General features: G+C 62.0%; 21 protein-coding genes and 1 pseudogene. 7 read left to right on the forward strand and 15 right to left on the reverse strand.

Going from position 1 to position 18184, the window contains the following annotated elements; all coding sequences use genetic code 11:
- Positions 1-113: 113 nt before the first annotated feature.
- The gene (locus AB9K35_RS20600; protein WP_369929041.1) at positions 114-236 is read left to right on the forward strand and encodes a hypothetical protein; all 123 of its coding nucleotides are present in this window, start codon (positions 114-116) and stop codon (positions 234-236) included.
- Between the two features lie 298 nt (positions 237-534).
- On the opposite strand, the gene AB9K35_RS20605 is transcribed toward AB9K35_RS20600, so the two are convergent.
- Positions 535-987: an iron-sulfur cluster assembly scaffold protein gene (locus AB9K35_RS20605; RefSeq protein ID WP_369929043.1), complete on the reverse strand. Its 453-nt coding sequence runs from the start codon at positions 985-987 to the stop codon at positions 535-537.
- Between the two features lie 75 nt (positions 988-1062).
- Between AB9K35_RS20605 and hisI the strand changes: the two genes are divergently transcribed.
- Entirely contained in the window at positions 1063-1434 is a 372-nt protein-coding gene (gene hisI, locus AB9K35_RS20610; protein ID WP_369929045.1) for a phosphoribosyl-AMP cyclohydrolase, read from the forward strand.
- Positions 1435-1483: 49 nt separating this feature from the next.
- On the opposite strand, the gene gluQRS is transcribed toward hisI, so the two are convergent.
- The 4 genes and pseudogenes from gluQRS to AB9K35_RS20630 all read right to left on the reverse strand — a co-directional run.
- Positions 1484-2344, reverse strand: a complete 861-nt coding sequence (gene gluQRS, locus AB9K35_RS20615; RefSeq protein ID WP_369929047.1) for a tRNA glutamyl-Q(34) synthetase GluQRS — start codon at positions 2342-2344, stop codon at positions 1484-1486.
- Positions 2341-2955 carry a class I SAM-dependent methyltransferase gene (locus AB9K35_RS20620; RefSeq protein WP_369929049.1) on the reverse strand — a complete coding sequence of 205 codons (615 nt, stop codon included), beginning with the start codon at positions 2953-2955 and terminating at the stop codon, positions 2341-2343. The genes gluQRS and AB9K35_RS20620 overlap by 4 nt, the downstream gene beginning before the upstream one ends.
- Positions 2956-2989: 34 nt before the next feature.
- Positions 2990-4345, reverse strand: a complete 1356-nt coding sequence (trmFO, locus tag AB9K35_RS20625; protein ID WP_369929051.1) for a methylenetetrahydrofolate--tRNA-(uracil(54)-C(5))-methyltransferase (FADH(2)-oxidizing) TrmFO — start codon at positions 4343-4345, stop codon at positions 2990-2992.
- Between the two features lie 387 nt (positions 4346-4732).
- Positions 4733-5521 (reverse strand): annotated as a pseudogene (locus AB9K35_RS20630) (enoyl-CoA hydratase); the annotation flags it as partial.
- A 55-nt stretch (positions 5522-5576) separates the two neighbouring features.
- Here AB9K35_RS20630 and AB9K35_RS20635 point away from each other — a divergent pair.
- Positions 5577-5999: a PaaI family thioesterase gene (locus AB9K35_RS20635; RefSeq protein ID WP_369929053.1), complete on the forward strand. Its 423-nt coding sequence runs from the start codon at positions 5577-5579 to the stop codon at positions 5997-5999.
- Here AB9K35_RS20635 and asd read toward each other — a convergent pair.
- The 4 genes from asd to AB9K35_RS20655 all read right to left on the reverse strand — a co-directional run bounded on the left by asd (position 5996) and on the right by AB9K35_RS20655 (position 9042).
- Positions 5996-6886, reverse strand: coding sequence for an archaetidylserine decarboxylase (gene asd, locus AB9K35_RS20640; RefSeq protein WP_369929055.1), 891 nt, complete (start codon positions 6884-6886; stop codon positions 5996-5998). The genes AB9K35_RS20635 and asd overlap by 4 nt on opposite strands.
- A 311-nt stretch (positions 6887-7197) precedes the next feature.
- The gene (speE, locus tag AB9K35_RS20645) at positions 7198-8061 is read right to left on the reverse strand and encodes a polyamine aminopropyltransferase (protein ID WP_222453300.1); all 864 of its coding nucleotides are present in this window, start codon (positions 8059-8061) and stop codon (positions 7198-7200) included.
- Positions 8058-8564, reverse strand: a complete 507-nt coding sequence (gene speD / locus AB9K35_RS20650; RefSeq protein ID WP_222453299.1) for an adenosylmethionine decarboxylase — start codon at positions 8562-8564, stop codon at positions 8058-8060. Before speD ends, speE begins: the two co-directional genes overlap by 4 nt.
- A 244-nt stretch (positions 8565-8808) precedes the next feature.
- Positions 8809-9042, reverse strand: coding sequence for a DUF1127 domain-containing protein (locus tag AB9K35_RS20655; RefSeq protein ID WP_369929058.1), 234 nt, complete (start codon positions 9040-9042; stop codon positions 8809-8811).
- Positions 9043-9137: 95 nt separating this feature from the next.
- On the opposite strand from AB9K35_RS20655, the gene AB9K35_RS20660 reads away from it, so the two are divergent.
- The 4 genes from AB9K35_RS20660 (at position 9138) to AB9K35_RS20675 (ending at position 12471) form a co-directional block, all read left to right on the forward strand.
- Positions 9138-10541, forward strand: coding sequence for a PLP-dependent aminotransferase family protein (locus AB9K35_RS20660; protein WP_369929060.1), 1404 nt, complete (start codon positions 9138-9140; stop codon positions 10539-10541).
- 164 nt (positions 10542-10705) lie between these two features.
- Complete coding sequence (gene rplM, locus AB9K35_RS20665; protein ID WP_222453296.1) at positions 10706-11164, forward strand: 50S ribosomal protein L13; 459 nt, start codon at positions 10706-10708, stop codon at positions 11162-11164.
- 5 nt (positions 11165-11169) lie between these two features.
- On the forward strand, positions 11170-11655 hold the full coding sequence (rpsI, locus tag AB9K35_RS20670) for a 30S ribosomal protein S9 (protein WP_222453295.1): 486 nt from the start codon (positions 11170-11172) through the stop codon (positions 11653-11655).
- A 204-nt stretch (positions 11656-11859) separates the two neighbouring features.
- The gene (locus AB9K35_RS20675; RefSeq protein ID WP_369929062.1) at positions 11860-12471 is read left to right on the forward strand and encodes a CatB-related O-acetyltransferase; all 612 of its coding nucleotides are present in this window, start codon (positions 11860-11862) and stop codon (positions 12469-12471) included.
- A gap of 17 nt (positions 12472-12488) precedes the next feature.
- Here the strand turns inward: AB9K35_RS20675 and AB9K35_RS20680 are convergent, their stop codons facing one another.
- The 6 genes from AB9K35_RS20680 to AB9K35_RS20705 form a co-directional block, all read right to left on the reverse strand.
- The gene (locus AB9K35_RS20680) at positions 12489-13106 is read right to left on the reverse strand and encodes a TetR/AcrR family transcriptional regulator (RefSeq protein ID WP_222453293.1); all 618 of its coding nucleotides are present in this window, start codon (positions 13104-13106) and stop codon (positions 12489-12491) included.
- The gene (ppk2, locus tag AB9K35_RS20685; protein WP_369929065.1) at positions 13099-13968 is read right to left on the reverse strand and encodes a polyphosphate kinase 2; all 870 of its coding nucleotides are present in this window, start codon (positions 13966-13968) and stop codon (positions 13099-13101) included. Before ppk2 ends, AB9K35_RS20680 begins: the two co-directional genes overlap by 8 nt.
- 93 nt (positions 13969-14061) lie before the next feature.
- Entirely contained in the window at positions 14062-14979 is a 918-nt protein-coding gene (gene metA, locus AB9K35_RS20690; RefSeq protein ID WP_369929067.1) for a homoserine O-succinyltransferase, read from the reverse strand.
- A 59-nt stretch (positions 14980-15038) separates the two neighbouring features.
- The gene (locus AB9K35_RS20695; protein ID WP_369929069.1) at positions 15039-15902 is read right to left on the reverse strand and encodes an ATPase; all 864 of its coding nucleotides are present in this window, start codon (positions 15900-15902) and stop codon (positions 15039-15041) included.
- A gap of 162 nt (positions 15903-16064) precedes the next feature.
- Complete coding sequence (locus AB9K35_RS20700) at positions 16065-17177, reverse strand: OmpP1/FadL family transporter (RefSeq protein WP_369929071.1); 1113 nt, start codon at positions 17175-17177, stop codon at positions 16065-16067.
- A 106-nt stretch (positions 17178-17283) separates the two neighbouring features.
- Positions 17284-18168 carry a DMT family transporter gene (locus tag AB9K35_RS20705; protein ID WP_369929073.1) on the reverse strand — a complete coding sequence of 295 codons (885 nt, stop codon included), beginning with the start codon at positions 18166-18168 and terminating at the stop codon, positions 17284-17286.
- Positions 18169-18184 lie beyond the last annotated feature (16 nt).

Here is an 18184-nt window from a genome sequence, read left to right on the forward strand (position 1 = left end):
AGTTTGTTCGCAGATGTTCTCAAAAAGTTCTTTACAGGTGCGCCTGAAAATGAGAACAAAGGGGCAACAAATTTGCCAGAGAGCGAAAAATCAGACTGGAGGAGGCCCGCGCCATGATTTCACAGATCAAGACCACGATTGAGAATGCTCATTCCACGCTTCTGCAGGACGCCATCGGCGCGGCCTCTTTGCTGGTGATGCTGGTTGCGGCCTTGCACCTGCCGAGCCTGCTCTGACGGCTCGTCGCTGCGCCGGTTTGACCGTCGCTAATCGATTTTCCTGATTGCATCTGCGGTGCCGGGTTGGCCAAGATCCCGTCCCGGATTGCCTGGGGGTCACCCGCCTGTCCCGATCCCCGTCTGGATTGCCTCAAGATCCTGCCGGGCCGACCCGGATCCCGCACCGCAGAGCATGACTGCCGCCGCCATCTGCCCGGATGTGCGGCGGTTTTTTCATGTCTGCACAAGGCGACCGACCCGCGGCGGCGGGGCAGGTTGCCAAGGTTGCCTCATCATGGATGCGGGCGTCGACCGCTCAGGCGCACTGTGCCTTTGTGGCTGTCTTCAGGGCCTCCAGCGTGGCCTCCAGCGCCAGCAGAATGGAGGCGTGGCGGTTCTTGAACTCTTTGGCGGGTTGCAGGACCTCAAGCGCATCGAAAGGGGCGTCAGGGACCGGTCCGCCTGCGGTCAGCATCGCTTTCAACTGGTCCCGGGCGGTTTCCACTTCCTCGAGCGACCGGCCGATCACGTTGGCGCCGACGACGGCGGCAGAAGCCTGCCCCAGCGCGCAGGCTTTCACGTCCTGGCCAAAGGCGCTGATCCGGCCATCGGATACCTCGACATCCACCGTCACGGTCGATCCGCAAAGGGGCGAGCGCTTCTTGACGGTCGCATCCGGGGAGTCAAGCCGCTGGAGATGCGGAATATCCGCTGCCAACGCCAGAATGCGGGTGGAATACAGCTTGATCAGATCGCTTTCGCCAGACATCGATACCGGGCTTTCCCTGCTAGTTCGTTCCTCATACATAGGGAGCCGACCAACAGATGCAAAAGGTTTTTCACCATGTCCCTTTCCGCGCGCTTTGATCCCGCCACGCTGTCCTACAACGAAGCGGGGCTGATCCCCTGTATCGCCCAGGACGAGAGCTCGGGGGAGGTGTTGATGATGGCGTGGATGAACGCCGATGCCGTCGCACGCACGCTGGAGACTGGTCGCGTGACCTATTGGTCCCGCTCGCGCCAGTCGTTCTGGATCAAGGGGGAAACGTCAGGCCACGTGCAGGAGCTGGTGGACCTGCGCGTGGATTGCGACAGGGACTGTCTGCTGGCAGTTGTGCGCCAGACGGGCGCAGCCTGCCACACCAACCGTCGGACCTGTTTCTATACTGCCGTGCGCGACGGGGAAGAGGTCGAGCTTATGAAGCCGATGGAGTGATCCTGGCGCGCAAGGGCTTGGCACCGGACGGGGCTGCCCGCGCTGGATGTCAGCAAGAGGAAGGTGGCAATCCGACCATCTCGCGGATGTCCTGCGGGCGGGCACCTTCGGCGCGATATTTGGCGATGGCGCGCGCGTCATCGCGTTTCGCCAGCCTCTTGCCGGTTTCATCGCGGATCAGCCGGTGATGGTGGTATTCAGGCGTGGGAAGCCCCAACAGCGCTTGCAGCAGCACGTGGATCTGCGTCGCCTCGAACAGGTCGGCACCGCGCACCGCATGGGTGATGCCCTGATCCGCGTCATCCACCACCACCGACAGGTGGTAGGAGCTGCCCATGTTGCGGCGAACCAGGATGATGTCCCCGACCGCTGAAAGCAGCTGTTCGGGATCGAGTTCGTAGGTGCCGTTGAACTCCGGCCCGCTTTCCAAAAAGCCGCGCAGTTCAACGGCAGAAATCGCCTTTTCCATGTTCAGCCGCACCACGTCCTGCGGCGTTCTGCCAGCCGTGGGGCGGCTGCGGCAGGTGCCGGGGTAGATGCGCCCGTCTGGGCCAAATTGCGGAACGCCTTCCTGCGGCGCTCCGGCGGCGGCCTCAATATCGGCGCGGTTGCAACGGCAGGGGTAGGTGAGCCCCATGGCGGTCAGCTGCTCGAGCGCCGCGCGGTAGCGCGCCAACCGGTCAGACTGGCGCATTACCGGCTGCGGCCAGTCAAGGCCGAGCCAGCTGAGGTCGTCGTAGATCTGGCGCTCCCACACAGGTCGGGCGCGGGATTGGTCGATGTCCTCTATCCGCAGCAGGAAACGGCCGCCGTGGGCCTGTGCCATGTCATGCGCCAGTAGCGCGGAATAGGCATGGCCCAGATGCAGCGGCCCGGTTGGAGAAGGCGCAAAACGGGTGGTGAATGTCACGCTTTTTCAATTACATATACGGTTGATTTCAGGTCGATGCCCGGCAGGTGGTCGCCGTATTCCCGAAATAGCAGCCGCGCGGCGGAACAGTCCAGCCAATCGTTCAGCTTGCCGGTGTAGGCCCGGTCTTCCAAGGCGTGATCGTTGTAGGAGAAGACGAAAAGCCCGCCGCGATCCAGCCCACGCATGATGACATCGAAGGTGGTCGGCGGCGCCGCCCCCTTGCTGAGCAGGCCGCAGCCCACGATGGCCCGGTAGGTGCCCGGCTTTACCGGCGCCTTGTCGCTGGTGTCCAGTTGCGACAGGTGCCGATAGGCACCCTTGGTGCGGGCCTGGTCGAGCATTTCGGGCGAGGGATCCAGCCCGTCCACGACCTCGTAGCCAGCGGCGCGCAACGCAAGGCCGGCAAGGCCGGTGCCGCACCCGAAGTCAAGGATCGGGCTTTGCGGATCGGGCAGGTACTTCTTCAGGGCGGTCGCAATCCGCCCCGGCGTGGCATAGCCGTTTTCCGCGATTTCAGCATCGTAAGAGGCGGCCCAGCTGTCATAGTGCTTGCGGATCGCCTCGGGGCCGTCCAATCCGTAGGACTTGTCGAGAAACTTGTCGCTCATACGCCGGATGTTAGACCTGCAGGCGGCGCAGCGTCTAGGAAAAGTTGCTCAACCACTCCTGCCAGACCAGTTTTGCGCGGTCGGTATAGGCCTTGTACCGGTCCTTGCGGCCGCGGCGCCCCCCCTTCAGGCCATCCACCGGGCGGAACAGGCCGAAGTTCACATTCATCGGCTGGAAGGTCTTGGCCTCGGCACCGCCGGTGATGTGATGAATCAGCGCCCCCATGGCGCTGTCCTGTGGAACCTCCGGCAAGGTTCGGCCCAGAATCTCGGCGGCGGCCATACGTCCTGCCAACAGGCCCATGGCGGCGCTTTCAACGTAGCCCTCGACACCGGTAATCTGCCCCGCGAAACGGATATGCGGTTTGGATTTCAGCCGCATCTGCGAATCGAGCAGCGTCGGCGAGTTCAGGAACGTGTTGCGGTGAATACCGCCCAGCCGGGCAAAGCTGGCATTCTCCAGCCCCGGGATCATCCGGAAGACTTCGGTCTGCGCACCGTACTTCATCTTGGTCTGGAAGCCGACGATGTTGTACAGCGTCCCCAGCGCGTTGTCGCGGCGCAGCTGCACCACGGCGTAGGGTTTTTGATCCGGCTGGTGCGGGTTAGTCAGCCCTACAGGCTTCATCGGACCGTGGCGCAGGGTCTCGCGGCCGCGTTCGGCCATCACCTCGATCGGCAGGCAGCCGTCGAAATAGCCAGCGGTTTCGCCTTCGTGGAATTCGGTCTTGTCGGCGGCGAGCAGCGCGTCGATGAAGGCCTCGTACTGGTCCTTGGTCATCGGGCAGTTGAGGTAGGCGGTGCGCTCTTCCTCGGTTACGCCCTTGTCATAGCGCGACTGCATCCAGGCCTGCGACATGTCGATCGACTCGGCGTAGACGATCGGCGCAATAGCGTCGAAGAAGGCCAGCGCTTCCGCGCCGGTCTCGGCCTGGATCGCCTGGCCCAGCTCGGGCGAGGTCAGCGGGCCGGTGGCAAAGATCCAATGGCCACTGGTCGGCAGTTCGGTGATTTCCTCGTAGGAGACAGACACATTCGGATGCGCCTTCAGCTTGGCGGTGACGGTTTCGGCAAAGGGCTCGCGGTCCACGGCCAGCGCGCCGCCTGCGGGCAGTCGGTGTTCATCAGCGGTGGCCATGATCAGGCCGCCTGCCGCGCGCATTTCCCAATGCAGCAGCCCAACGGCGTTCTGCTCGTCATCGTCCGAGCGGAAGGAGTTGGAGCAGACCATCTCGCCCAGGTTGCCGGTCTGGTGGGCAAAGGTCTCCACCTTGGGGCGCATTTCGTGGATCACCACTTTCACGCCCATGTTCGCCGCCTGCCAGGCGGCTTCGGACCCGGCCATGCCGCCGCCCACGATATGCAATGTCTGTGCCGAATGATCTGTCATGATCCGCCACATAGGGCAGGGCGCGGGAGCGTGCAATAGGCTTGGCAAGCGTGGGGCGTCTTGGGCCTTGCGGCAACTCGGATGGTCAAATGCGCCGCAGGCTGCTGGGCGCGATGTCGTGTCGGGGTTTGGGGGGATTTGGGGCCGCCGCTGCGGGAATAGGTACACCGGTGAGAGAGAACCGGCTGGAGGGACCCTTCCGCAGCAGCAGCCCAAATTGTGCAGACCGTCTGGCCTTGCCCAATCTTTGCCATCTTTCCGCCCAGATTGAAAGGCAGTTGGCTGGCGTCTTATGGAAACAATAAGTTGCGATTGGTAAACAAAGCCTAAAAATTTCCGAAAACTTCAGGAAAATTTCCGGAAAATGCCAGTAAAGGCTTTGGCGGTTCAATCCTGCCAGTCGGGCGCGCGTTTTTCGATGAAGGCGGCCATGCCTTCGACCGTGTCGCGGTGCATCAGGTTCTCGACAATCGCGTTGCTTGTATAGGCATAAGCCTGATCCAGCGGCATTTGCAGCTGCTGGTAGAATGCCTCCTTGCCGATCTTGACCGCGGCGCCCAGCTTGGCGGCGATGACCTCGGCCATGCGGGTGGTCTCTTCCTCCAGATCCGACAGCGGCACGGCGCGGTTGATCAGCCCCAGCTCGGCGGCGCGGGGGGCGTTGATGAATTCTCCGGTGGTCAGCAGCTCGAACGCCTGTTTGCGCGGGATGTTGCGCGACAGCGCCACCATCGGTGTCGAGCAGAACAGCCCGATGTTGACACCGTTGACCCCGAACTTGGTGTCTTCGGCTGCCAGCGCCAGATCGCAGCTCGCTACCAGCTGACAGCCTGCCGCGGTGGCAATGCCGTGGACCTGTGCAATTACCGGCTGGGGCAGGGACTGCAGACCTGTCATCACATCGGTGCAGCGCGCGAACAGATCCTGGAAATAGGCCAGCCCGCCATCTTCCGCCTGGCGCCCCGCGGTCATCTGCTTGATGTCATGCCCGGCGCAAAAGCCCTTGCCGGCGCCGGACAGGATCACCACCTTGATGCGGCTGTCCGTGCGCAGGGCGTCGATCTGCTCCTGCAGGGCGGCCAGCATCTCGTCCGACAGGGCGTTCAGCCGCTCGGGCGCGTTCAGGGTCAGCCGGGCAATCCGGCCTGTGTCGCAACGTTCCAGAATTGCCATCTTGCTCTCCTCCTCTGGCTTGCGGAAACATTATTCGGGCACAGGCGAAAGGAAAAGCATGACGCTGGTTTTTGACGTGGCGGGGCTGACACAGTACCTGCATGAGATTTTTCCGCAGGTGCGGGATGACTTCGCGATTGAAACGATGGACGGGCAGACTCTGCGGATGCGGCTGCTGACCGGCGAGCGCCACCTGCGCCCGGGAGGCACGGTGTCGGGGCCGTCGATGTTCGCGCTGGCCGATTGCGCGGTCTATGCGCTGATCCTGTCGCGGCTGGGGCCGGAGGCGCTGGCGGTGACCACCAACTGCAGCATCGATTTCATGCGCAAGCCTGCCGCCAAGACTGACATGATCGCCGAAGCGCGGCTTCTGAAACTGGGGCGGGTGCTGGCAGTGGCGGATGTGCTGATGTATTCCGAGGGGCAGGCGGAGCCGGTGGCGCGCGCCTCGATGACCTATTCGATCCCGCCGAAACGCTAGATGGCCGTGGCCAGCGGCTGGCCCAGTTTGATCAGCGTCTCCCGGCCCTTGCCGCTGTTTTCGACCAGATCCTCGGCAAAGCGCACCTTGCCCGGCTCGAACACCACCACCACGGTGGAACCGCCGAATTTGAAGTAGCCCTTTTCCTCCATCTTCCGCGCCGCGCCGGAGGTGCGCGTGTTGACGATGGAACCGACGCCGAAGGCGCCGACCTCGACAAAACAATAGCTGCCGATGGTGTCCGTCTCGATCAGGGTCCAGCTGCGCTTGTTTTCGCCGAACACATCCGGCCCAGCGCCCAGCGCGATCGGGTTCACCGAATGCAGCGCGCCGTCTATGTCGCGCGCGTCCGTGATGCGCCCGTCGGCGGGGAAGTGGTAGCGGTGGTAATCCGCCGGGCACAGCCGCACGATGGCCAGCGCGCCGCCGATGAAGCGGTCTGCGATGCCGGGCAGCATGCTGCGTACCGACATCGGATGGCCCTTCACCGGGACAAAGACGTCTTCGGCCAGTTCGGGAAACACCAGCACCCGTCCGTCGGCGGGAGAGACGATGTCCCTTGGATCATCGCTGTAGGGGCGGACCTCGGGTTTCAGGTGGCGAATGAAAAAATCATTGAAACAGGTGAAGCTGTCCTGCGGTTGCGCGGCCTCACTCATGTCGATGCCGAGTTCCTCGACGACCCTGGCGATCTTGGTCCGCGACAGCCGCGAGTCGAACCAGGCCCCCATCAGGCGGCTCACCAGGGCGGAGCGGAACAGCAGTTTCTCCACCGGCCGGGCACTGGCGCTCTGGTAGGCCCAGCGGATCCATTTTTCCCCCAGCACGGCCTCTTCGAAGGTTTCGCCGGTGGCGCGGTCGACGACAAGGATGGGCTGGTGCTGCATGAATTCCGCCATATGTGGGTTTTGCTGCCGCGTCGCCTAGCAAAGACCGGCAGTCAGGCCAAGAGGGGATTGGCCGGGGTTGCGGCAGGACCGCCCATGGCCGGGGCCGAGCAGGGGCCGGAGGCCGTATTACAAAAGCTCCACCGGAGCTTTTGAGGCCGCAGGGTGCGCTAGCACCGGGAGCGCAAAAGCGTGCCCGCCCTCCGGGCTGGACGGGCACGGCCCGGACGCGGAGCGTCCGCGCGTCACTTGTTTTGAGAGCTGGAAAGCGTGACATGAAAAAGGGGGCCGCGGCCCCCTGGTTCACTCCCTTACGGGAACAATTTCTTCACGTAGTTCGGCAGGGCGAAGGCCGCCTTGTGAACTTCGGGGTTGTAGTAGTCCGTCTCAATCCCGGCGGCGGCGAAACGCGCTTCCAGATCGGCGAGGCTGACGTTGCGCGCCTTGTCCGAATGGCTTCCCCAGCCGAAGGCCATCGGTCCGCCCGCATAGGTCGGGATGGTGGCGAGGTAGCAGGACGCATCGGCAAACAGCGCCTGGAAGGCCCGCAGCGTGCCGGTCAGCTCATCGCCCTGCATGAACGGCACGCCGTTCTGGGTCACGATGATGCCATCCTCGGTCAGCGCGCGCGCGGCGTGGCCATAGAACGTATCGGTGAACAGGACCTCGCCCGGCCCGATCGGGTCGGTGGAATCAACGATGATGACGTCGAACTTCTCGGAGGTCTCCTTCATGAAGACCGCGCCGTCGTTGATCACCAGGTTCAGGCGCGGATCGTCAAAGGCGCCGTCGCTCAGCATCGGCAGATACTCTTTCGAGAAATCCACGACGCCGGCGTCGATCTCCACCATGGTGACATGTTCGACCGACTTGTGCTGCAGCGCCGCGCGGGCCATGCCGCCGTCGCCGCCGCCGATGATCAGCACGCGCTTGGCAGCCCCATGCGCCAGGATCGGCACATGGGTCAGCATCTCGTGGTAGATGAAGTTGTCGCCTTCGGTGGTCTGCACCACGTCGTCGAGCGTCAGGATGCGGCCGAATTGGCCGTTCTGGAACACTTTCAGGCGCTGGTGCTCGGTGTTGCTGTCATAGAGCATTTCATCCACGCGCAGGGACTGGGCGTAGTGGTCATGCAACCGTTCGGTCATCCACTCCTGCTTGTCGGTGTTGCTCATGCCGCGATCTCCTTGGCGATCAGCTCCTCTCCGCGCAGCAGCTCGCGGACCTCGACCATGTCGGTGGCAAAGGCTTCCTTGAGGACATCAACCGCATTCCACGGCTCGGCGTCACCGCACATGAACACGTCAAACGCGCCATAGCCGATCTCGGGCCAGGTGTGGACGGAGATGTGGCTCTCGGCCAGCACAGCCACGCCGGACACGCCCTGCGGCGAGAACTTGTGGGTGTGGATGTGCAGCAAGGTGGCGCCACAGACCTCGACCATGCGGCGGAAGGCTTTCTGGATCCGCTCCTCGCAGTCCAGGCCGGTGCCTTTCATCACTTCGATGATCAGGTGTGTGCCGGCAAAGACCTTGCCGTTCTTGCGGATAAAGTGGTCCTCGCGGTCGCTGTCGACCAGAGAATCAGCAATAGCGGTGTTTACACCGCGGGCGGTATCTTCCTCATGGGCGCCTGTCTCCAGACCGATCCCCAGTTGGAAGAGGTTGGCGTCCGTCATGACACTCCCCTTCGTTCCAGTAGATGACAATCCAGCCGGCCCTTAGCGCCCCCCCGGATAAGAGTCCGGGGTTGGGATCGGTACCGAAAGTGAGGCGGCGTTTAGGATGCATGGCAGATTCGATCAACACCTAATTTCAGCCATCCCGCCGGACGCATGGCTGCCTGCCGACTGGGACAGGTCTGCGCGAAAAAAAAAGGCCGGGGCGAACCCCGGCCGTCAGGAAGTTCCTTTGCCCAGGGGATCACGGGCGCCAGAACGGAAGAGTGGCTTCATGATGGGCGTCCTCGCGGGTCAGCCCGATGTCCTTCAGATGCGCGTCGCTCAACTGCTTGAGCTGTCGGCGGCTGCGCTGGCGCAGGCTCCACTTGGTCAGCATTACCGCGAAGGCCACCGCCCATTGTGCCAGAACCGGCATCGCGCGGCGGCCGGCCAGGTAGGACATGTTCGATTGTGCGGTGGTCAGATACTGTGCCATGGGATATTCCTTGTTATTGTATTGGTACAATCCTGTTGATTTGTCGTGTTGTTTTGATACAAATTGCGACACACTTTGTCTAAGGAACGATTGTAATGGGTACAATTTGGCCGCAAAGTCTTGGGGACAGCAAAGGGCCCAAGTATAAAAAGGTCGCCGATACAATCCGTTCGGCAGTTCAGAGCGGCGCCCTGACGGCTGGTACAAAATTGCCCCCCGTGCGCGAACTGGCGTATCAACTGGGGATCACGCCCGGCACCGTGGCCCGCGCCTATAGTATCCTGACGGATGAGGGCGTGCTGGAGGCCGAGGTCGGCCGCGGCACATTTGTAGCGCACAGGAAGACGCCGGTTCAGGATGACGTATGGTCGCGGCAGCTGCACTTGCTGGAGGCGAAGGACCCGGGACATGTCAGTCTGTTCAGTCCGCGGATCGCGGATATGGGGCAGGTCGCCGCGGTACGCGAGACCTTGCAGAAAGTCGCCGAGTGCGACGCTTACAAGCTGCTGAACTATCCCACCCGCGATGCCTACCGTCCGGTGCGCGAAGTGGCTGCCAGATGGTTGTCACAGTCCCCGGTGGGGTCGGTCAGCGAAAATGACGTGGTCCTGACGCATGGTGGGCAGAACGGCCTGATGGTGGTTCTGCAGGCAATCCTGAAAGGGCCGCAACCGGTCATCATGGTCGAGGACTTGACCTATGCGGGGTTTCGGCGCGCGGCAGAGCTTCTGCGCGCGCAGGTCGTCGGCGTGGCCATGGACGAAGAGGGCATCCGCCCTGATTCCATGGAACTGGCAATCCGCAAGAGTGGCGCGACGGTGCTGTGCACCAGCCCGGAGGTTCACAACCCCACCGGCCAGTTCACGCCCCTGGCCCGGCGCAAGCAGATCGTCGAGATTGCCCGGCGCCACGGCGTGCAGATCATCGAGGACGACTGCTATCGCCTGGGCGAGGCCCGTGCCCCTGGCTACCGCGCGCTGGCGCCGGAGCTGGCCTGGCATGTGTCCTCGATCTCCAAGCTCCTCACTCCGGCATTAAGGGTCGGATTTGCCCTGGCGCCGGAAGGGCGCGCGGCGGATCTGCGCAGGGTGGCCGAATATGGGTATTTCGGGCTGGCCCAGCCGCTTGCGGAACTGGTTCGCATCCTGCTCAGCGATCCGCGGATGCCGGAGTTGATGGCGGCGGTGCGGGCCGAGATGGCGCGATATGTGCGCGTCGCGGTGAATGTGCTGGGGGCCTTCGACCTGACGTGGAACCCGGACGTGCCCTTCGTGTGGCTCCGGCTGCCGTCGGGGTGGCGTGCCGCGGCTTTCACCCGCGCAGCCGAGGCACGTGGGGTGCAGATCCGCTCGGCGGATGAATTTGCCCTGCGCGACGGGCGAGCGCCGCATGCGGTCCGTATCGCGGTCAATGCCCATGTGCCGCTGAAACAGTTCGAAGAGGCAATGCTGCGCCTGCGCGCCCTGTTGGACAATCCGCCGGAACAGATCAGCGTCTAGGTTTGGGGTATTATAATACCTAATTTTTAAACCGTTGAAAACGAACGGTTTTATGTGGTTTGTCTCTGTTGACGTGATCTGTGGATAGCCGTAAACACCCTCCATCGCATTCAGGCGCTCCCGCCTTGGGATTCTGCCTTCACGACAAACAGGATTGACCTGCCATGAAAACCTTCTCTGCTACTCCGGCAGATATCGAGAAGAAGTGGATCCTGATCGACGCCGAGGGCGTTGTTCTGGGCCGTCTTGCCTCGATCGTTGCCATGCGCCTGCGTGGCAAGCACAAGCCGTCCTTCACTCCGAACATGGACATGGGCGACAACGTCATCATCATCAACGCCGACAAGGTGCAGATGACCGGCAAGAAGCGCGACGAGCACTTCTACTGGCACACCGGCCACCCGGGCGGCATCAAGTCGCGCACCAAACAGGAAATCCTGGAAGGTGCCCACCCGGAGCGCGTTGTGTTCCAGGCCGTCAAGCGCATGCTGCCGGGCAACCGTCTGGCGCGCAAGCAGATGACCAACCTGCGTATCTATGCCGGTGCCGAGCACCCGCATGAAGCCCAGGCCCCCGAAGTTCTGGACGTCAAGTCCATGAACAAGAAAAACACCCGGAGCTGATATCGATGGCTGATCAGATCAACACTCTCGAAGAGCTCGCAGCTGCAACCGGTGTGGAAGCAGTGGCCGAAGAAACCATCACCCGTGAGCCGGTTCGTGACGAGCTGGGCCGCGCCTATGCCACCGGCAAGCGTAAAGACGCTGTTGCCCGCGTCTGGATCAAGCCGGGCTCCGGCAAGGTCGAGGTGAACGGCAAGGAAATCAACAAGTACTTCGCCCGTCCGGTGCTGCAGATGATCCTGCGCCAGCCGTTCCAGGTTGCCGGTGTGGAAGGCGAGTTCGACGTCTACGCCACCGTCAAGGGCGGCGGTCTGTCCGGTCAGGCCGGTGCGGTCAAGCACGGCATCTCCAAGGCGCTGCAGCTGTACGATCCGTCCCTGCGCGGCGCGCTGAAAGCGGCAGGCTTCCTGACCCGCGACAGCCGTGTGGTGGAACGTAAGAAATACGGTAAGGCCAAAGCCCGCCGTTCGTTCCAGTTCTCCAAGCGTTAATTCGCAGCGAGACAGTTTTTGGAAAGGCCCGCCGTTCGGCGGGCCTTTTCGCATTCTGGCCCCTGGTCGCATTCTGGCCTCTGGCTACGGGCGATAGCTTTGGGTGGTCGACAACCACAGGTGGGGATTTTCAGGTTTCTTTTAGAAAGTTTGCATAAACAGTGTCCGGCACTTTCATGCAGATCGTAAGGATGGACCGGATAAATGGTATCAGCAGACAGTTTCAAAACCGCGCCGATTGGCGATGGTACTCTCGAAATCGGCCGCTTTACGCATGGCTATGAAGACATGTCGATCCGCGGGCAGGGCGGCGGCACCAATGTCTCGATCGGCTCGTTCTGCACGATCGGCGAGGGGGTGCAGATCCTTATGGAAGCGGCACCACAGGTCGAGTGTCTGACGGCGTTCCCGTTTGGTGCGGTCTTTGCCGAGGAAATGGGCGGCCCGGACGTGCACCCTGCCGCGCCGCGCAGTGGTGATGTGGTGATCGGCAACGATGTCTGGATCGGGGCCAACGCGACCCTGCTGGCAGGCGTCACCATTGGAGATGGTGCGGTCATCGGACCCAATTCCACGGTGACCGAAGACATTGGCGCCTACGAGGTCTGGGGCGGCAACCCGGCGCAAAGGATGCGCAAGCGATTCGACGAAGCGGTCTGCGCGAAGCTGCAACGGTTGCGCTGGTGGGACCTGCCCGTGCCCCTGATCCGGGAGATGACACCGCTGCTGACCGCGCAGCCCACCGTGGAGTTGATTGAGGGACTGCAGTCCATCGTCGACGACCTGGTCACCTTCTCGGATGACGCCGCGGCCTGAGAAGGCCGGGGCGTGCCTCAGCTGTCCGGTTCGATCAGACCCAGCCCACGCAGGTAGATGCCGATGCCGCTTTCCAGCAGGTCTTCGGCCGGGAAGGGCGACGCCGCACCGGGCGAGTTTCGCGCATAAAGCTCGACCACGCCGTGGCTCATCGCCAGCACATGCGCCGAGAACATCGAGGCCGGCGGACGTTTCTCCGCCGGAATATGCTGGCTGAGATCCGCCGCCGCACGTTCCAGAATGGATCTGGCCCGGGCCGCGGCATCAGCCAGTTCCGGTGTGCGGTTCACGGAAATTCCGCTTTCGAACATGGCGATGTAATGGCCGGGATGCTTGCGGGCAAAGGCGAGATAGGCCCGGCCGGTCGCTTCGAAGGCTGCCAACGCCGAGGGCTGATATTTTTCATAGGCGTGCTGCATCAGGTCGGCGAACATCACATAGCCCTGTCGTCCGGCTTCGGCGATCAGGTCCTCGCGTCCCTTGAAATGACGATAGACCGCAGCCGGTGTGACGCCCGCCTGCTTGGCAGCCTCTGACAGGGTGAACCCGGTCGGGCCTTTGGATTCAATCAGTTGCAGCGCCGCTTCGACCAGCGCTTGCCGCAGATTTCCGTGATGATAGCCGCGTTTAGGCATCCCAGATGTCCGGGCCTCCGCAAATTTTCGGGTCCGCAACGCCCACGCGGTCGGGATCCTTGTTGTCGTAGTCGATCGCCGAGAGCACCCGTCGAATGACGGCCAGCCGGGCGCGGCGCTTGTCATCGGACCGCACGATCGTCCACGGAGCCTGGGGGCTGTGGGTGCGGGCAAATGTCTCGGAAATTGCGGCCGTATACGCGTCCCATTTCTGCAACCCCTGCACGTCGATTGCGCTCAGCTTCCATTGCTTCAAAGGGTCGGATTCCCGGTCGAGGAACCGTCGCAATTGTTCGGCGCGCCCAACGTTCAGCCAGATTTTGAACAAAAGGATCCCGTCATCGACCAGCGCGTTTTCAAAATCGGGAACCTGGTGAAAAAAGTGTTCGCGCTGTTCGTCCGTGCAGAAGCCAAAGACCTTTTCGACGACCGCCCGATTGTACCAGCTGCGGTCAAACAGGGTGATCTCGCCGCCGGAGGGCAGATGCTGCACGTAGCGCTGGAAATACCATTGGCTCCGCTCGGCCTCGCTGGGTTTGGACAGGGCAACCACGCGGGCACCGCGAGGGTTCAGATTCTCGCGGAAACGCTTGATGGTGCCGCCTTTGCCGGCGGCATCACGACCTTCAAACAGGATCGCCACCCGCGTGCCGCTGCGCCGCACCCAGTCCTGCAGTTTGACCAGCTCGATCTGAAGCTCTTCGAGTTCCTGCTCGTAGGTCTTGCGCTTCATCCGCTCCCGGTAGGGGTAGCTGGGGCTTAGGATTTCATCCTTGTCCGCCGTCTTGATCGCCTTGCGGATATCTTCGGGCGCGCCCGACTTGCAATAGCTGCTGATGGCGCCGTCAAATGGCAGTTGCATAAGCAAAACCCCTCTGTCCTCAACCCTTTATATGGGAAGGCACTATGGAATGTTAAATGCCTTTACGCAAATGACGGCCCCTAGGCAGCTGTTTCAGCTGCCGATCCGCTCCAGCTCATACGGTGTGGTCTGGTAGATTTCGTTGATCCAGTTGCCGTAAAGCAGATGCGCGTGGCTGCGCCAGCGGTTCTGTGGCTGGCGGCTCGGATCGTCATCCGGGTAGTAGTTTCCGGGCACGTTGATCGCGGTGCCATTCGCCACGTCGCGGTCGTACTCCTGCTTCAGCGTGTCATTGTCATACTCGAAATGATTGAACACGTAGAGCGCGCGATGGGCGGTGTCTTCCACCAGGCAGGGGCCGACCTCGTCACTGCCCAGCAGCGTCTTCAGCCCCGGCACCGCATCGATCTCCGACTGCTTCATCTCAGTCCAGCGGCTGACCGGCACCACGAAATCATCCGAGAAGCCGCGCAGGTAGGGGGACGCGGGCGCCAGGTTCTGGTGGCGGAAGCAGCCAAAGGCCTTGTGGTCCAGCATGTGCTTCTTCACGCCATGGAAATAGTTGATCATCGCCATGCCCCCCCAGCAGACGCCGAAGGTGGAATGCACGTTGGTCTGGGTCCAGTCGAACACCTCACGCATTTCATCCCAGTAGGTGACATCGGTGAATTCCAGATGTTCGATCGGCGCGCCGGTGATGATAAGCCCGTCGAACTTCTCGTGCTTCACCTCCTGAAAGGGGCGATAGAACTCGGCCATATGCTCGGCGGCGGTGTTTCGGGTCCGGTGTTCGCTCATCCGGATCAGGCTCAGCTCGATCTGCAGGGGCGTGGCGCCGATCAGCCGGGCGAACTGGTTCTCCGTCTGGATCTTCTTGGGCATCAGGTTCAAAAGCCCGATCCGCAATGGCCGTATATCCTGACGCGCCGCTTGATCCGGCGACATGACCATGACGCCTTCGTTCGTCAGAACGTCATAGGCGGGAAGGTCTGCGGGGATCTTGATGGGCATGGTTCTGTCCTGATTTGCGGATGTGTGTACGATATAGCGGAGGCTGACAAATAGGCGACCTAGTGGCAGTCCTCAAGAGCCGTGGCGATCAAATCGACGAAACCGGCCTCGTCGCGCACGGCCGAGATCTGGTCGGCAGTCACGGTGATGCCCCAGTTGTCCGCCATCGCCTGATAGCGCGGCTGACGGTGTGCCAGCGCCTGTGCATAGGTCCAGCGGATGAAGGCGTCGGGGTCCACATTCGCTTCTGATAGACCGTTTTCCTTGAGATATTCTTGCCAGACCCGGTCGAGGAACTGGGGTTGGTAGGACATCGGCTTGGGCGCACGGTCGAACCGGCGCACCAGCTCCGCGGTATGGTTTTCATCGCCCTTGATCCACACCATCAGCGTGTGCTTCGACAATTCCGACAGGATGTGGTCATTGGGGTCATCCGGATCGACCCATTCGCAGATCGAGCCGCCGGTGTCGCAGATGAAATTGTCGTAGCCGTAAAGCTGCTGCGCACGGGTCTGGAAATACTGGGTGTCGAGCAGGGCGCGGATCTCCGCCACGCGGAACTGCTCCTGGCGGCGCCGGTATTCATCTATCGGCAGACCGCCCTTGGTCGTGTCGCCCGGTTTTCCGAGGTAGGCCGCGACGGGGGTGAGATTCTCAAAGGTGATGTTGGAACCGATATAGATCGAATCCGACAGCAGCAGCTCGCGCAGGAAGGGCACTTTCATCGCCTCGGCCTTGGCGTTGTCGGCGATGTATTCACCCATGTAGCGGGTGCCGATGCGGTAATCGATCGAGTAGTGGAACCAGCTGCCCGCGCCGCGCAGAATGTTGCTGACATAAGTTTTGCCAAGCCCGGACATGCCAAAGAACAGCACCCGTTTGTTGGGCGCGTCGCGCCAGTCCTGTGCGGAAGAATAAAGCATCGAAGTCTCAAAGTCGCTGAAGGTGTCGCGTCTTGCTAATCGTCAGAGCAGGCGCGGTCAATTCCATGCGCGCCCGTGCCGCAGACGGGGCCGGGTACAGGGCATGAAAAACCCCGCCACCTGTAGCAGGGGCGGGGCTGTCAGTACGGTGCGCGCTGTGGCTCAGAAGTGGTAGCCGACTTTCACGCCAAAGCTGACCGCTTTGTTATCGCGGAAGTTGGCTACCGGCACGCCGCCGGGCGATGCAACTGCATCCCCCAGGTCGGTGTAGCGGATGCCGGCAGAGACCGTCATCTGGTCCTGCTTGTACTGGACGCCCAGACGGATCGCCTCATAGCCATGCGTCGGGGCCAGCGGCGACACGTTCTGGTCGCCGTCCACATCGGCATAGATCAATGCCAGGGAGCCGGACCAGTTCTCGTTGAACTTGCGCCCCACGCCCAGAGTGTAGGTGAAAGAGTCGTCCAAATCGATCAGGTCGCGACCGAAATTTCCGGGGACCAGATCGGTGACACTGTGCTCTGCCCAGCGGATGCCGCCGAACAGGAGCGTGTCTGCGGCAATGCCTGTCTGGAAGTCCAGATTGACCGACTGCGGAGTCTTGGTCTTTGTCGAGCTGTTTGCGCTTACGCTTGCCGGCCCGGAGAAGGTTTCGGTCAAGTCGAAGTCATGTTCGATTTCAGAGCTGTAGGTCAGTGCGGCGCGCAAGGCGATTTCGGGAATCTCATATGCAACGCCTGCAACCCAGCCGAACGCACCGTCCTTGTCGACTTTCACGTTGTAGGAATTAAAAGGCGCTGGCAATGCTGCTCCGTAGAAAGTTCCGGCCAGGTTAATCTCGCCGTCGATCTCCTGATAGCGGATACCGCCGTGGACACTGAAACGTTCGTTGAACTTGTAGCGCAGCAAGGCGGTCAACGCGTTGGAATCCGCCTGTGCGGTGGTGCCGCCCAAGAATGCAGAGCCGCCGACAGGATAGTTTACATCCACGCCCCAGGGCTGGTCGAAGATAAGCGCGAAAGACAGCTGCTCGTTGATGTCTCGCTTGTAGCCTGCGCCGAACATGTTGAAGCGTTCCCCGACATCGCCGGAGGCTGCCCCACCTGATAAGTCATTGCCCGACAGGTCTACCGATGTGGTCGCGGCGGAGAACTCGACGTAGGAGCCTTCCTCGAAGATGATGCCGATGGGCTGGCCGGTGCGGTCCAGACCGCTGGCCATTGCGCCGCCCGAAACCAGCGCCAGCGCGGCTGACGTTGCAAGATAGCGTTTCATTGTTCCTCCCTCAGAAAAAGCCGACGTGCGGCTTCTTGTCATAGAACCGTAACCGCCGATTTTTTGCCAAATCAATGTTAACGGAACGGAAACTTGCCGAAATACATCAGCTGAGGGCGGTTGGACGCGGTTTGGGCGCAACTATATTGAGGTAATTTGCCACGCAGATCACCGCCGCGCCGCCCAGCACCCAGGCATCCAGCGCCTCGCCGTAGATCACCATGCCCAGCACGGCGATGGTCGGCAGACGGGCGAAATCGATCGGCACGACGACGCTTGCAGGGGCCAGCGATAACGCGGTGGTGAGGCAGAAATGCGCGGTCAGACCGGCAATGCCGATCAGCACCAGCCAATGCACGACGTCAGCGGACGGCAGCGCCATGTCGCCGTCCCAGCCAGCCATCAGCAGTCCCATGACCAGCTGCATGACGGTGAGCCACAACAGGATCGAGGCGGTCGGCTCCTTGCGGGTCAACCGCTTGGTCAGGATCGCCGTCAGCGCAAAGAACACCGCACAGGCCGCGGCCGCCAACACGCCCAGGTTCACGGTTTCCGGGCTGGGGCGCGCGACGATCAGGATGCCGATAAACCCCAGTACCACGGCCAGCATCCGCCGACGGGTCAGGATCTCGCCCAGCAGGAGCGGCGACAGGATGATGACCCAGAGCGGCGACGTGAATTCCAGCGCAAAGACCTGCGCCAGCGGGATCAGCGTGACTGCCAGGAACCACAGGTTCTGGCCCGTGAAATGGCAGGCATTGCGCAGAAGATGCACGCCCAGTCTGGCCCGGCTGACCTGATGCCAGCGACCGGTGAAGGTGAGTACGCCCACCACGATCAGAACCCCGACGAGACTGCGGTAGGTCATGATCTCGAAGGTATCCAGTGTCAGACCGGCCTCGCGTCCCGCAATCGCCATTGCAGAGAAGGAGACAATTGCCCCCAGCATCCACAGCGCGGCGCGGCCCGCGCGAGGTTCTGCCTGTTCCATTTATGCGCTCCCCGCT

Source organism: Leisingera sp. XS_AS12 (genome assembly GCF_041224635.1).
In the GTDB taxonomy this organism is placed as follows: Bacteria; Pseudomonadota; Alphaproteobacteria; order Rhodobacterales; family Rhodobacteraceae; genus Leisingera.

What these genes read in the sequence shown, in the direction of transcription:
- AB9K35_RS20600 (WP_369929041.1), top strand. Translation starts at nt 114, where the DNA reads ATGATTTCACAGATCAAGACCACGATTGAGAATGCTCATTCCACGCTT.
- AB9K35_RS20605 (WP_369929043.1), bottom strand. Translation starts at nt 987, where the DNA reads ATGTCTGGCGAAAGCGATCTGATCAAGCTGTATTCCACCCGCATTCTG.
- hisI (WP_369929045.1), top strand. Translation starts at nt 1,063, where the DNA reads ATGTCCCTTTCCGCGCGCTTTGATCCCGCCACGCTGTCCTACAACGAA.
- AB9K35_RS20620 (WP_369929049.1), bottom strand. Translation starts at nt 2,955, where the DNA reads ATGAGCGACAAGTTTCTCGACAAGTCCTACGGATTGGACGGCCCCGAG.
- trmFO (WP_369929051.1), bottom strand. Translation starts at nt 4,345, where the DNA reads ATGACAGATCATTCGGCACAGACATTGCATATCGTGGGCGGCGGCATG.
- AB9K35_RS20635 (WP_369929053.1), top strand. Translation starts at nt 5,577, where the DNA reads ATGACGCTGGTTTTTGACGTGGCGGGGCTGACACAGTACCTGCATGAG.
- asd (WP_369929055.1), bottom strand. Translation starts at nt 6,886, where the DNA reads ATGCAGCACCAGCCCATCCTTGTCGTCGACCGCGCCACCGGCGAAACC.
- speE (WP_222453300.1), bottom strand. Translation starts at nt 8,061, where the DNA reads ATGAGCAACACCGACAAGCAGGAGTGGATGACCGAACGGTTGCATGAC.
- speD (WP_222453299.1), bottom strand. Translation starts at nt 8,564, where the DNA reads ATGACGGACGCCAACCTCTTCCAACTGGGGATCGGTCTGGAGACAGGC.
- AB9K35_RS20655 (WP_369929058.1), bottom strand. Translation starts at nt 9,042, where the DNA reads ATGGCACAGTATCTGACCACCGCACAATCGAACATGTCCTACCTGGCC.
- AB9K35_RS20660 (WP_369929060.1), top strand. Translation starts at nt 9,138, where the DNA reads ATGGGTACAATTTGGCCGCAAAGTCTTGGGGACAGCAAAGGGCCCAAG.
- rplM (WP_222453296.1), top strand. Translation starts at nt 10,706, where the DNA reads ATGAAAACCTTCTCTGCTACTCCGGCAGATATCGAGAAGAAGTGGATC.
- rpsI (WP_222453295.1), top strand. Translation starts at nt 11,170, where the DNA reads ATGGCTGATCAGATCAACACTCTCGAAGAGCTCGCAGCTGCAACCGGT.
- AB9K35_RS20675 (WP_369929062.1), top strand. Translation starts at nt 11,860, where the DNA reads ATGGTATCAGCAGACAGTTTCAAAACCGCGCCGATTGGCGATGGTACT.
- AB9K35_RS20680 (WP_222453293.1), bottom strand. Translation starts at nt 13,106, where the DNA reads ATGCCTAAACGCGGCTATCATCACGGAAATCTGCGGCAAGCGCTGGTC.
- ppk2 (WP_369929065.1), bottom strand. Translation starts at nt 13,968, where the DNA reads ATGCAACTGCCATTTGACGGCGCCATCAGCAGCTATTGCAAGTCGGGC.
- metA (WP_369929067.1), bottom strand. Translation starts at nt 14,979, where the DNA reads ATGCCCATCAAGATCCCCGCAGACCTTCCCGCCTATGACGTTCTGACG.
- AB9K35_RS20695 (WP_369929069.1), bottom strand. Translation starts at nt 15,902, where the DNA reads ATGCTTTATTCTTCCGCACAGGACTGGCGCGACGCGCCCAACAAACGG.
- AB9K35_RS20700 (WP_369929071.1), bottom strand. Translation starts at nt 17,177, where the DNA reads ATGAAACGCTATCTTGCAACGTCAGCCGCGCTGGCGCTGGTTTCGGGC.
- AB9K35_RS20705 (WP_369929073.1), bottom strand. Translation starts at nt 18,168, where the DNA reads ATGGAACAGGCAGAACCTCGCGCGGGCCGCGCCGCGCTGTGGATGCTG.